Origin of the sequence: Flavobacterium movens, from assembly GCF_039581425.1 — a bacterium.
Lineage (GTDB): Bacteria > Bacteroidota > Bacteroidia > Flavobacteriales > Flavobacteriaceae > Flavobacterium > Flavobacterium luteolum.
The window spans coordinates 69,642-83,613 of record NZ_JBCPXY010000009.1 but is presented as its reverse complement, the minus strand read 5'-3'; the positions used below and the strand labels follow the sequence as shown (position 1 = coordinate 83,613).

At 34.8% G+C, this 13,972-nt stretch carries 7 protein-coding genes; all 7 read right to left on the bottom strand.

The window, feature by feature from the left end:
* Positions 1 to 122: 122 nt before the first annotated feature.
* Complete coding sequence (locus tag AAYQ05_RS16390) at positions 123 to 1,373, bottom strand: MFS transporter (protein ID WP_343544475.1); 1,251 nt, start codon at positions 1,371 to 1,373, stop codon at positions 123 to 125.
* Positions 1,360 to 2,325 (bottom strand): ROK family protein, encoded by a 966-nt coding sequence (locus AAYQ05_RS16385; RefSeq protein WP_343544474.1) that lies wholly within the window; start codon positions 2,323 to 2,325, stop codon positions 1,360 to 1,362. The genes AAYQ05_RS16390 and AAYQ05_RS16385 overlap by 14 nt, the downstream gene beginning before the upstream one ends.
* Positions 2,326 to 2,523: 198 nt before the next feature.
* On the bottom strand, positions 2,524 to 4,410 hold the full coding sequence (locus AAYQ05_RS16380; RefSeq protein WP_343544473.1) for a RagB/SusD family nutrient uptake outer membrane protein: 1,887 nt from the start codon (positions 4,408 to 4,410) through the stop codon (positions 2,524 to 2,526).
* An 18-nt stretch (positions 4,411 to 4,428) separates the two neighbouring features.
* Positions 4,429 to 7,581, bottom strand: coding sequence for a SusC/RagA family TonB-linked outer membrane protein (locus AAYQ05_RS16375; RefSeq protein ID WP_343544472.1), 3,153 nt, complete (start codon positions 7,579 to 7,581; stop codon positions 4,429 to 4,431).
* A gap of 880 nt (positions 7,582 to 8,461) precedes the next feature.
* The gene (gene hepC / locus AAYQ05_RS16370) at positions 8,462 to 10,438 is read right to left on the bottom strand and encodes a heparin-sulfate lyase HepC (protein ID WP_343544471.1); all 1,977 of its coding nucleotides are present in this window, start codon (positions 10,436 to 10,438) and stop codon (positions 8,462 to 8,464) included.
* Positions 10,439 to 10,594: 156 nt separating this feature from the next.
* Positions 10,595 to 12,577 carry a heparin-sulfate lyase HepC gene (gene hepC, locus AAYQ05_RS16365; RefSeq protein WP_343544470.1) on the bottom strand — a complete coding sequence of 661 codons (1,983 nt, stop codon included), beginning with the start codon at positions 12,575 to 12,577 and terminating at the stop codon, positions 10,595 to 10,597.
* An 11-nt stretch (positions 12,578 to 12,588) separates the two neighbouring features.
* Positions 12,589 to 13,791, bottom strand: coding sequence for a glycoside hydrolase family 88 protein (locus AAYQ05_RS16360; protein WP_343544468.1), 1,203 nt, complete (start codon positions 13,789 to 13,791; stop codon positions 12,589 to 12,591).
* Between the last annotated feature and the right edge of the window lie 181 nt (positions 13,792 to 13,972).

Here is a 13,972-nt window from a genome sequence, read left to right as displayed (position 1 = left end):
TCTTTGAAAGCACAAAACGAATTTAGGCATCATTGACTTAAGATAGTTTTGATTTTGTGCAAAATGATATTAATTTTAATTAAAATAAATGCTTATAGGCTATTTAAGACTTATTTTACGCTTTAGTTTTGTGTTTCGCTTTTGAAAATGTTTTTCAGTTTGGTGGTTTTATTATTAACTATTGGTTTTGCTCTATAAGCAATAAATAAAATATAACCAAGAGTTAGAAATAGAAAAGACATAGCATAACGTAGCCCGAGATAATCACCTAGAGTGCCAATAATAAGAGGCACAAGCGCACCTCCAAAAATTCCAGAACAGAGAATTCCCGAAAATGAGCCATGATGCTTGTTAGTAGAATTAAGTGCTAAAGAAAATATGATTGAAAACATAACTGAAATTGTAAAACCTAAAGCGATAAATGCGGCAATGGCTATTTCAGTATCGCCATATAATGCGGCAATTAAAACTATCATGGAGAAAATACTAGCTGTTTTTAAAACTATTTTAGAATCCCATAGTTTTAAAAGAGCAAGTCCAAGCAAACAGCCAAAAGTCATAGCTCCCCAAAACCAAGCAACAGCAGTTGCGCCTTTACTAGCAGGATCAACGCTATGATAGGTTTTTAAAAATTCAGACATCCAATTGGCCAACGATTGTTCTGTGCCCACGTAAGCGATAATTCCAAGAAAAAAAAGCCAAATCTCTCGTTTCTTTAGCAGTTCTGAATATACCTGAAAAGTACCTGTTTTTTCATCATCATTGAGTTTTACAATTGGTATTTTCAGCAGTGCTATTACTAGAATAATAACCATAAAAATCAGAGTAAACAGCCAGTATAAGATTGTCCAGTTTAAATTATTTTGAACAAGATTGTTAAAAATAAAGTCCAGAAAAGTATTGTTTTGGTGTAAGAGATAAGTAAAAACAAATGGACTAACAAAAGAGGCGAAACCAAATGTTAGCTGTGCCATAACAGAGTAGAAAGCAAAGTTTTCTTCGCCACCAGCTGTACGCATCAGCGGGTTAATAATAACTTGCAGCATTGCCATTCCTAATCCAATTACAAATAAAGAGCTTAAAGCGGTACTGTAAAGAGGATTTAAAGCAAAGGTTGCTGAACCTACCAAGTTCAAAGAAAAAGCAAGTAGCATTGCTTTTTTTTCGCCTATTTTTTCGATTAGTATTCCAGCCGGTATAGACATAATTCCATATGCTAAGAAGAATGAGAATGGTAGAAAAGCCGCCATAGTCAGGCTGAGTTTATACGTTTGAATGATGATGGGCATTAATGGGCCTAAAATATTGGTTACAAAAGAGATTACGAACCAAATAACTAATATCATTACAACCAGAAAATTATTTCGTTTCATACTGCTCGAGTTTAAATTTCTGAAAAACATTTGCACTGCAACCCAATATACCTGCCTGATTTCCTAATTTGGCTGCAACAATCTGAGTATGAGCCGACGCAGCTGGAATTGATAGTGCTTTTACTCTGTGCCTTAATTCATTGATATAAAACATGCCAGCTTCGCTGATTCCTCCACCTATAATTACTTTTTGCGGACTGCAGATATTGATAAAACTTGCTATACCTGCCGCTAAATAATCAAAATGACGTTCCATTGAACTTATGGCATATTTTTCTCCAGTATGATATTTCTCGATAATGTAACGTCCATCAATTTCTTTGGAAGAAAAGTTGCTTTGCGATTTATAATCTTCAATTAAAGCAGTAATAGATGCGTAAGCTTCCAGACAGCCACGTCCTCCACAAGAGCATGTTAAACCATTTTGCTGTATTATAATATGTCCCAATTCACCGCCACGATTATTGAAGCCACCGTAAAGTTGTTTATTAATCATAATGGCTCCGCCAATACCTGTGCCTACAGTTAGAAAAACGGCATCGGTACAATCTTTTGCTGCTCCATAGGTTAATTCGCCGAGACCCATTAAGTTGGCATCGTTATCAATAATGATATTATGGCCTGTTAGTTCTTGTAAAATATCGCTTAATGGCAATTGTTTAAAACCGGGTAAATTATCTGCACCTCCTATGATTACGCCATTTTCCACAAGTCCAGGAAAACCAATTCCCACACCAGCAATTGGCTTTTCTAGTTGTAAGGTGCATTGTGTGATTGCATCTGCGATTAGCTGTATAATTTCTTCTTGGGTGCGAGCATTCTGTAATGGAACTAGAAAGGACAGTAAAATTTTTCCTTCTTCATTGACAAGACCACATTTAAGTGAAGTTCCGCCAACATCGATTCCAACTGCGTAGGATTGTGCCAGTTCAGAATTATATAAGTTTATCATAATTGTATTTTTATTAATCCTTTTTAAAGTGTTTCTTTTAACATTTAAGGATAAATCTGCTTTAATAAGAAAATGCGGTTTTCAGTTCAGAAGAAACAATTAATGCAGAACTTGGTTCTGCATTAATGTTTTTTAAAGAATTTTTCAAGACGAGAGAATAAATTCATTCTCGTTTAATGAATTATAAGAACAACCAGTTTAATATTTAGGATTCTGTCTTGTAATGTTCTTATTTACATCAGTTTCATTTTGCGGATAAGGATAAAGTTCATGTTTTCCTGTTACAAAGTTTCCTACTGCTGGATAGAAATAATTAGAACGGATAAGTTTTACCGCATTTCCAGTTTCGGTTATTTTGTCTGCTAGAAGTCCCCATCTAATCAAATCAGCTCTTCTCATTCCTTCAAAAGAAAGTTCCCAAGCCCTTTCTTGCTGAACGGCTTTAAGAAAACTATTTTTATCAAGGCCAGTTGGCAAATTAATTTCTGTTGTTGTTGGTTTTGGTAAAATTCTAGCAGTTGCCGTTGCGCCAGAACCTTTTCCGTCGGTACTTGTAATGGTTACAGTTGGCACAGAGGTATAACCGTCGCCAGTACGAAGCATTGCAATCGTTCCAATTGTACCACTTGTAAGCGTTACGACTGCGGCAGAAGCATCAGAACCACCGCCACCTGTAATCTGGATTACGACATTTGCAGCAGAGCTATATCCAGAACCTTTTGTTTTTAAATCAACAGCAATTCGGCTTCCTTGAATGTCGGCACCAAAACCTCTTTGGCGAACTTGATTAATGGCATCATATGCAGCAGCATTTGGGCCATCATTTAACTCATTTTCAACTTCGGCACGCATTAAAAGTAAGTCAGAATAACGCATAATAACCCAGTTAATGTGGCTGTATGCTTTTTCTTGGATGGAATTGGTTTGAAATTCACGGCTCCATTTTCCAACTGTCCAGCTTTCGTCTTGTCTAGTTGTTAAAAGAGGAACTTTATTTCCAGCTGCATTAAGCGTATACATGGCAATTGAGAAATCTCTTCTCTGATCTGCAGCATTAAATCCGTTATAAAAAGGTTTTGGAACGACACATCTTGAATTCGTTGAAGAATAAAAACCATTTGCCGTTGTTACACCATTAAAATTACCAATGTTAGAGGAATTTTCTCTATATCCTGCAGGATTGTAAAAAGCAACTTGAAAAATGTTTTCAGTCGGTTCTAAAATATGCTGGCACTGATTTTTAAAAACTTTTGAATAAGACGGATTCAACTTATACGGATTTTGCGCCATTATTTCGTTGATTTGCTGTTGTGCCAATTTATAATAATCTCTATAGTTAGCAGGACGGCTCATCGTTCCGTCTGCGCCTAAAGAGTATCCGCCAGCAAATAACGCAACTCTTGCCAACATAGCTTTGGCTGCCCATTTGTTTACACGTTCATCTGTCGGGATTTGTTCTGGCAATAGGAGAGCAGCTTCCTGCATGTCAGTAATTATCTGTGTATATATTTCTTTTCGGTCTACAAGTCCGCCTTTTAAATCATCTCCAGCTTGTGAGCTTTTTATTTTAAAAGGAACATCTCCCCATAAACGAACTAATTCAGAGTAGTAAAAACCACGTAAAAATTTAGCTTCACCAATAAATTTGTTTAATTGGTCTTTCTGAGCCTGTGTTCCTTCGGTGTATAATGCCATTTGCGGAATTCTTTCAATGGCAACATTGGCTCTATCAATTCCTTCGTATAACTTGCTCCAAACGGCATAAAAAACGTTTGTTTGCGAAATACCTTGATAATGCGGTATCGTACGCCAGTCATCGGCACTTAATCCGTTTATTTGCTGAATATCAGTATCGGTATCAAAAAGTATAGAAATGTTCCAGCCATAACTGTCAAAAGACGACATCGATTCATAAACTCCCAATATAGCCATATTAGCCTCTTCTGGAGTTTTGAAAAAATTAGCTGTTGTAAAATAAGAATATGGAGTTACCTCTAATTCTTTTTCGCATGAATTAAGCGGCAGTAAAAGAAAAGATACACTAGCTGCTATAATTGCTCCAGAGGAAAATATTTTGTTTTTCATTTTTTTCTAATCTTTAAATTATAGTGAAATATTTAAGCCAGTAACAAAGGATTTACTTCTAGGGTAAGCACTAAAATCGACTCCTCTGGTAATTGCGTTATTCATTACACTAACTTCAGGATCATAGCCTGAATATTTGGTAAATACATATAAATTATAGGCAGTAAAATAAATTCTCAAATTTGAGATATATGATTTTTTCAGCCATGCTTTAGGCAATGTGTAACCTAAGCTCACATTGTTGATTCTTAAAAAAGATCCATCTTCAATGATGTCGCTATACAAACGTCCTGTAGCATTTCCGTTAAAAGCAGGATTCGTTTTTCCAACGTTTAAAGCCGTTAGTTCATCAGGGTCTGTTACACGCTGTCCAGCAGAATTGATGGTCATCCATCTGTCGGCATAGATGGCAAACGTGTTTAAATTATCTAAGTTAAGTCTTGAGTTATTTAAAACATTGGCATTGTAAATATCATTACCTACAGTAAAGTCTAGAAAAACACTCAAATCAATCCCTTTGTAACTGAAAGTATTATTAAGTCCGCCAGTATATTTAGGATTCGCATTTCCAATAATAGTTCTGTCCAAATCGTTGATTACTCCATCAGGTTTTCCGTCAGGACCACTAATATCTTTGAACTTAATAAATCCAGGCTGTACAACAATATTATCGCCTACAACGCCAGATTTTAAAGTATACACTTTTGTTGTTGCATTATAATCAAAATCACTTACCTGATACAAACCATTGCTTATATAACCGTACATTGTTCCAACTGGTTTTCCAACTTGTAGGATATAATCGTTTTTGTCGGTGTAGCTATTTGTAATTAACGAGGTTTCGCCTTCACTTAAACCTAAAACTTTTGTCTTGTTAAAAGCAATATTAAAAGTAGTATTCCAGTTAAAGTTGTTGTTTTTAACATTAATGGTATTCAGTGTAAATTCTATACCTCGGTTTGAAGTTGCCCCAATATTCTGAAACTGTTTTTTAAATCCAGAACTTGCAGGAACACGAGTGTTGTAAAGCAGATCTTTCGATTTATTTTCATACAACTCAGTCGTTAATGATATTCTTTGTTTAAAAAATCCTAAATCAAGACCGATATTAGTCGATTTGGTCGATTCCCATTTCAAATATGGATTTGGAAGGTTATTTTGGAAAGCAGTAATATTTACTTGATTGTTTAAAGGATATGATCCCGAATTGAAAATACCTAATGCGGCATAATTTGCAATTCTGTTGTTTCCTGCCTCTCCATAACTTAAACGTAATTTTAAATCTGAAAATGCTGGAATGTTTTTCATGAAATCTTCTTCAATAACTCTCCAAGCAGCAGAAACTGAGGGGAAAACTCCCCATTGATTTTGTGTTCCGAATTTTGAAGAACCATCTGCACGCAAACTCGCTGATAATAAGTATCTGCTTTTGAATGAATAATCTGCTTTTCCAAAAAATGACAGTAATTTGTCATCTTCAGCAAATGTCGTTGGTATTGCAGCAATTGTACCCAGCTGTAATTTATCCCATCCTAAATTTACATCAGGAAATGCAGATGCAGCAGCCGTAATTCCTTCAGAATAATTATAGATATATTCCTGACCAGCCGTTACGCTAAGTTTGTGACTTTTATTGAATGTATTACTATAAGTTAATACGTTGTTGTAGTTTAATCGTGTGGCAAGATTATGCGTAACGCCTCCATTTGCTCCTCCAGATCTAATAGCCTGAATTCCGTCAGCACCATTAAAGTATTTACTTTTATTACTATTATCTGTATAACTTACTAAACCGCTATAGGTTAATTTAGGCGTAATGAAATACGAAAGCTGGAAATTCATATTTAGAGATCGGTTTACAGTTTCTCTTTTTTGGTTGTCTATAGTAACAAGCGGACTCTGAAATGTTGGTGATGCCTGGTTATCTATCGGATCTACCAATAAATATTTAAGATCTTCATCTGAGCCATTTTTTCCAATTGTAGGACGGTATTGCAATAAATTTTGAAGCATGCTTAATCTCGCATTTCCACCTTCATTTGTAGACATTCCTGTTATTTTCTGATTAGAATAATTGACAATTGCATTTACTGTAAACTTTTTACTGATAGATTGTGTTACTTGCAATTTTGCAATGTTTTTTACAGATTCGCTTCCTATCATAATTCCTTGGTCATTATTTACAGAATAAAAAGCATTATATTTTGTATCACTTTCACCGCCACTAATACCAATTTTATGATATTGATTTACAACAGCATTTCCAAAAACTTCATCTTGCCAGTTAATGCCTGGTCTATTTTTGTAAAGTCCTTCCATTTCATCATAAGTACCAAAAGTGCTCAGGTATTTTTGCATTCTAGTATCATCTGTGGCGCTTTCATATACTAATTGTGTATATTGATACGGATTCATTACGGGTAAAGTTTTGGCAATTGTTTTTATTCCGCCATAGGTATCATAACTTAATCTAAGTTTCCCGCCCGGAGATCTTTTTGTAGTTACTAAAACAACCCCGTTTGCACCTTGAGCACCATAAATAGATGTTGAAGAAGCATCTTTTAGCACATCTATAGACTCAATATCCATCGGATCTAAAAATGAAAGTCCACCAGTCTGCGCCACTCCATCTACGACATAAAGCGGTTCGTTGCTTTGGGTAATAGAAGTTCCTCCTCTAATTCTTAATGAAGGCTGTGCACCAGGAGTTCCGTCTGGCATGGTTACCTGTAATCCTGCGATGCGTCCTTGCATTGCTTGTGCAACATCTTGAACCGGAGTTTTAGCTATTTCGGTGCCTTTTACAGAAGATATAGCTCCTGTAATATTTTTTCTGGTTTTAGTTCCATATCCAACAACAACTACTTCGTCAAGATTGTTGGCGTCATCAATCAGTTTGGTATTGATTTGCGTTCTGTTTTTAACTTGTTCTTCTTTCGTCTTGGTACCAATAAAAGAAAACACAAGCGTGGCATTTGGTTTTACCTTAATTTGATAATCCCCGTCCATTGATGTTAGGGTAGCATTCTTAGTTCCTTTTTCTGTAACAGTTGCTCCTGGCATTGGCAGATTTTGAGCATCGGTTACTTTACCTGTTACGGTTACTTTGTCCTGCCCGTACATCATCTTACATGTGGTTAGCAGTAAGCATAAAAATATAATCCTTTTCATAATTTTTTCTTTAAAAGAGGAATAAGTACTGAGTATAATTCCTGTTGATGTTATTTCAGTTGGTTTTAGGTTTTGTTAAAAAATCACCACAATATTTTTTAGATAGCTGTTGTGGAGAAAATCATAACAATTAAATAACTTGAAAAAAGGGCAACGGAATTTTAGGTTTAGGAAAGAGATTTAAATTTTGTAAAGGCCTGGTCATTTTTTTTGGATTAGTCATGTTTTTTTGATTTTTAATTGAAACAAATATAGAAATCGGGTTTTCATGACAGTTTTGAATGCGTCCAAAATACTATTGAATTTGATTAATACAATGTTTAAAGTCCTTTAAAATCAGGGTTTAATTTGAATTTAGTGGTTTTTTGCTGAATTACTTTTTGGTGCAAAGCTAGCAATTACGAGCAATCTCTAAATCGTTTGCGTAAAATTTATAAGTTAAGTGAAATGAAGTAAAATGTTACGTAAAATTATCTTTACAAATTCAAATTCGGGTTGAAGATTTGTTTGAACAAAAGAGTTTCAGATTATCCTTATTAATTGAAAAAATTAAAATAACAAAGAATAGAAAAAATGTTTCTTTATGCAGATTTGAGGGGTATAAAAAACAAATTTGGTATTCATAATAATAATTAATATTCCGTAGGAATATTTCGTCGGTAGAAAAAAATAGCGTTGTTGAGCATAGTGTCCTGTAGGGACACCTGTTTTTTTGGAATAAATAATATGTCTGATGGCTAATCAAACGTTCCTACGGAACGTACAATCGTGATTTATATTTAATTCTACCGACGAGACATTCCTACGGAATGAATTTTTTGAATAAAAAAAACGCCTAAAATTTACTTTTAGGCGCTTTTAAGAAGTGTAATTGTAATGTTTAGTTTAGCTGAGTTTTAATCTCACTTTTCTTGCCATCAATTAGAATGTTTAAACTAATAATTCCTTTTTCAAAATCATTGTCTTTGTTGGGCTGAATTTTGATATCTGGAGCTTTGTCTGCAAAAGGATAAACAACACTTACAAATGATTCTGTTTTTGCATCATTTTTAGCTTTTTCAAAGACAAACGCAGGTCTTGCTATTTCTTTTGCATAAGCATAAGAAACTTTTCCTGTTTCTTCATTTAATGCAATTTTATCTGTATTTAAAGATTGAATTAAAAGGTTATTTCCGTCTTCATAGGCCGTATATACCTTGTTATTTATTTTATCAAAAACAGGTTTGCTATCTTCTTTTAACTGAAAATGAACGCCCAATTTACCAGTTGCTTTTCCGATTGCTTTATCGATTATTAGGAAGTATTTATTATCAATAAACAAAATACTGCGCTGATGATTCAAGTCGCTATAACTTGGATTGGTATACGTTAAAATATCTAGGTTTTTGGCCGTTTGCCACTTGTTTTGTTCTGCTTTGGTAATCACCATATTCTGATCGTCTAGTGTCAAAGTGCTATGGACTTTAGTCTGACGAAACCAATTTCTTTTTTTAGTAACTTCTTCATCACCGCTGTAAATGTAGCAGCCTGTGTCTGGTGTAAAATTTCTTCCTTTTATCCAAAGTTCAAAAGTTCCGTTATCTGGCTGAGCATGAAATTCTGCTGGAGGTCCGGCTTTTACAATCATGACGGTAGCTTGATCGTTCCATCCGTTTCTAAAAGTATAGAATCCGCCGTTTGGTAAGGCATTCGATAAATAATCAGGACTTTTTCCTTCTGCGCCGTCGGTTGCAAAATATTTGATTTGTGCATTTTCTGGAAACACTTTAGACCAAATCTTAAACTGTTTTAAACGGTTTTCTTTTTCAACCAGCCAAGAATCACCAAACATCGGATTGTTGTAATTAGGAAACATCATGCTTGCTGAAGCTAAAATCATTTTTTCGATGGTTTTCGAATAAGTATCTGGAAATTCTTTTTCTACGCCAGCCATTTTAGCCGAATTGTAAGCTTTTAGAAAAATATCGATGCACGCAACATGATAAATAGGAGAGAGTTCCCATTGTATGCCGTCTGGAAGTACTTGCAGTTTTATTTCGCGGTTTAGGATTTCGATACCGCTTTTGCGCCATGCTTCAGCTTGCTTTAGTTCAGGAAAAAATGCTCCCGCTCCCAAAATTCGCTGTGCTTCAAACAATAAATGATTGCCTTCTTTGCTATAATGTTCCGGAATGTATGCGGCTTGTTTGTTATAAGAATTTAAAAATTCCATTAAAAAAGCAGGAGTAAAGTTCGGAGAGTTTACAAATAGATTGAATGTAGGTGGAAGACTTTGCACACGATCTGACACCTCCAATGGACGCCATGCAAAAGAATCATTTTCTTTAGAACTTCCTAAGTAATTCTTTTTCTCCCAATCGCGAAACTGGAAAATCCATTCTTTGGCATATTTTTCATCTCCAGAACTGCGATATGCCATTCCCATTGGGAGCCACCATGTAACGCGGTGCAATTGCCAGCGGACTTCATTGTCTTTTACGGGCCAATATTCCCAGTTGATATCTTTTCCGTAATCATAAAACCCATATCCTTTTTGAGGCTGAAATTTATGTTGGAGAGCATTGTCTGCTTTTTCCTGATTTGCCTTACCAATTTCTTTTCCTCGAAATCTATTTTCGTCTCCCGCATTAAAATCAGGATGTTTAACGGTTTTTCTATTTCGATAATACGTTAGCAGTTCTTGCGCTGCTTCATCGTATTTGGCTGCGTTAAAAAGACTGTTTACCTTTTCTAAGCCTTTGTAGTTTAGATTGATAATGTCAAAGCTTTCTTTTTTTATTGGTTTTTCTTGCGCATTGCCCAAGAACCAAGACAGGAAGAGAAAGCACAAGATGGCTGTTTTCTTTAAATTCTTCATTTAGGTTTTTAATTAAGTGAGTTAGATAATTTGTTGTTATAATTAAAAAGCTATCCAGTTGATATTATCATATCAAAGATAGCTTTGTATTGTTTTTAATTTTGGAAAAAGCTCAAATAAAACTATAGTTTTGATTGATTTTTTCGTCATATTAGTTTAATGAACAAGGTTTTTCTTTATGTGGCTTTCTTTTCCATTGATAGTAATATTTAGATCAATTTTTCCCTTAGAAATATTGTGCTCGGGGTTTTCTGTAATTTTTACTGTTGGAGCTTTTTGACCATCAAATGGAAGTAATAAGGTAATAAAGCCTTGTGTCTGCTGATTGTTTTTTATTTTTTCAAAAGCAAAAGCAGGTCTTGGTGTTTCTTTTTGATATTCGTACGAAACAAAACTAGATTCTTCTTTTAAAGCAATTTTTTCTTTATCAGCGACTTGTATCAATAAATTATTTCCATCTTCATAATGAGTTGTAATGCTATTGTCTAAAGAATTGCTTGAAGCATTGCTGTCTTCTTTAAGATTATAATGAATTCCTAGATTACCAGTTGCGTTTCCAATTGCTTGATCAATAATGAGAAAGAAAGTGTTATCGATAAAAAGGAAAGTTCTTTCGTGGCTTAAATCTTTGTAACTCGGATTGCTGTAAGACAAAATCTGAGTGTTTCCATCAGGTTGCCATTCTAATAGTTTGGCATCGTTTGTTATGTTTTGATTATCAAGTGTTAAAGTTTGATGCGCTTTAGTAGAGCGGTACCAATCTCTTTTAGAGTTCTCTTGATCGCCGACATTTGCATAGACAAAACTGCCTGAATCTGGAGTGAAATTTCGACCTTTTACCCAAAGTGCAAAATTGCCATTGTCAGGATGAGAATGAAACTCAGCTGGAGGCCCAGCTTTAATCTGCATTACGGTTGCAGTGGTATCCAAGCCATTTCTAAAAGCATAAAAACCAGCATATGGAAGACTGCTTGATAAATAGTCAGGCTTTTTTCCTGATTTAAAGTTTGATGCATAATACTTAATAATTTCATTTTTTGGAAAAGCTTTCTCCCAGATCTGATAACTCTTTAACATAGCACTTTTGGTTGTTAAAAAAGAGTTTCCATACAACGGGAAAGTATAATCTGGAAATGAATATTTACCAACCGCAAGCACCATTTTTTCGACTAGATTTTTATAGCTTTCTGGAAATTCATTCTCTATTCCGTTTAATTGGGCTATCTGTAAAGCATCTAAAAATATTTTAATGGTTCCGATATGATAAGAAGGCGAAAGTTCAAATTGGATGCCATCAGGCAATACCTGTTTTTTAATTTCTTCATTTAAAACGGTAATTCCGCTTTTACGCCAAGCAGCAGCATTTTTCATTTCAGGAAAAAAGCTACCTGCGTACATCATATGTAGGGCTTCGTACAACCTATGATTTCCAACATCTGTATAATTGTTGGATACGTATTCTGCCTGTTCATTATAAGAATTCAAAAATTCCATTAAAAAAGCAGGAGTAAAGTTTGGCGAATTCAAAAACATATTGAAATACGAAGACCAATGATTAAGTCTGAAAGAAACCACAAAAGCTTTCCACGCAAAATCTTTTTCGTCAGGATAGGTGCCTTGCTTGTTTTTTTTAATCCAATCGCGTACTTCTAAAACCCATTCTTTGGCATATTTTTCATCTCCCGTACTATTGTAGACAATACCTAATGATTCCCAGAAAGCAGTTCGATGTAAAAAGGTAGACAGTAATTGATCTTGTACAGGACGATATTGCCAATTAATATCTTGTCCGTAATCATATGCTGGATACCCTTTATGCGGTTTAAATTTGTGTATCAGAATATTATTGGCAAGTTCTAAGGTATTGTTGTTAACCTTTTTCCCTTTTAATTTTTCTACATCAGCTGCATTAAAATTCAAATGCTGAACATCGGTACGATTTCGATAATAATCTAATAGTCGGTTTGCTGCTTCTTCATATTTAGATGAAGAAACTAGTTTTTTTACTTTTTCAAGTCCTTTATAATCTAAGTTTATGGCATTAAAGCTAGATTTGGTTATCTTAACATCTTGTGCAAAAGTTTTTTGCATTAAAAGTAAAATAAAGAAGAAGACGAAAGTTTTTATAAAAAGACGCATTTTCATCTAATTTAGATTTCAATTTTTTTAATTGCCGCATATCTCTTTAATGCTTCCAGATAGTAGTAATCGGCATAATCTAGCGGTGTATCAATTTCAGAATTGTACAGAAAAGCGCCCACGCTGTGTTTTAACAAAAAGAAATGATTTTCTCCGGGTTTAGCCAGATAAGCATCAGATGATAAGGATTTTAGTATTTCTTCGGCATAGTCAACGTATTTTTTTCCATCCTTAACTTGAGTACTTAAATCTAAAAGAGCAGAAGCAATAACAGCAGCAGCTGAAGCATCTCGTGGAGCAAGTTCGTCGGTATCTAAAGCATTATGAACATCAAAATCCCAAACAGGCACTTTGTCTTTTGGCATTGTAGGATGGTTCATAATAAATTTGGCAATGTTTTCTGCCTGCTGTAAAAACTTAGGATTTTTGCTGTTTGCATAACACATCGTGTAACCATACAATCCCCAAGCTTGTCCACGCGCCCACGAAGATTCGTCTGTAACACCTTGATGCGTTCTTTTGCGTAAAACTTTACCTGTATTCGGATCATAATCTACTAAATGGTATGAACTGTAATCTTTTCTAAAATGATTTTTCATAGTCGTTAAAGCATGTGTATCTGCCACTTTTGCATATTCAGGTTTATTAAACTCAGTAGCACTCCAATACAAATATTCGAGATTCATCATGTTGTCTATAATTACGGGATAATGCAGCCACGGAAAATCCCAAGAGCGAATAGTTCCTACTACAGGGCTGAAACGTGCATAAAGATTTGCAGCACCGTCTGCCAAAACAGGGAGATAAATTTTGTCTCCGGTAATTCTGTAGGCATTTCCATAAGAGCAATACAGCATAAAACCTACATCGTGCGTGTTTTTGATATTTCTGATAGAATCTAAAGCAAGGGTAAATTTCTTCGCTTCTTCTGCCATTGTTTTATCGCCTGTTAGTTCATAACCGTACCACAAACTTCCAGGGAAGAAACCTGTTGTCCAATCAGTTATTCCTGCAAGACGAACGGTTCCGTCTGGATTAACAGATCTCGGATTTTTTCCAGGTTTGTAAGTTTGTGCGGCTTTGTTTAACTGAAAGTGAATTACTTCGGTCGTTTTTGTAAACCAAAGTGGCGTTGGATCTTCTAGAACAGGTTTTGCAGAAGAACTTAATGCGGTAAATGCAAGTGCCAGAAATAGGTTAAAGTTTTTTTTCATAGTGTAATCGGTTTATTGATATTCGGTTTGGCTGAATATCTTTAAAGCGAAATTAAAAGGGACTACGAAAACCGTGTTTCAGTTTTTACTATAAATGTTTCGAATTTGTCTAAATGTGTGTCAATAGTACATTTCAAATTTTAGTATCACGAAGATTGTCAATCGGGTTATGAAATAATTT

Excerpts from the sequence above, each read along its gene's own strand:
- hepC (WP_343544471.1), bottom strand. The coding sequence starts at position 10,438 with ATGAAGAATTTAAAGAAAACAGCCATCTTGTGCTTTCTCTTCCTGTCT.
- AAYQ05_RS16390 (WP_343544475.1), bottom strand. The coding sequence starts at position 1,373 with ATGAAACGAAATAATTTTCTGGTTGTAATGATATTAGTTATTTGGTTC.
- AAYQ05_RS16360 (WP_343544468.1), bottom strand. The coding sequence starts at position 13,791 with ATGAAAAAAAACTTTAACCTATTTCTGGCACTTGCATTTACCGCATTA.
- AAYQ05_RS16380 (WP_343544473.1), bottom strand. The coding sequence starts at position 4,410 with ATGAAAAACAAAATATTTTCCTCTGGAGCAATTATAGCAGCTAGTGTA.
- AAYQ05_RS16375 (WP_343544472.1), bottom strand. The coding sequence starts at position 7,581 with ATGAAAAGGATTATATTTTTATGCTTACTGCTAACCACATGTAAGATG.
- AAYQ05_RS16385 (WP_343544474.1), bottom strand. The coding sequence starts at position 2,325 with ATGATAAACTTATATAATTCTGAACTGGCACAATCCTACGCAGTTGGA.
- hepC (WP_343544470.1), bottom strand. The coding sequence starts at position 12,577 with ATGCGTCTTTTTATAAAAACTTTCGTCTTCTTCTTTATTTTACTTTTA.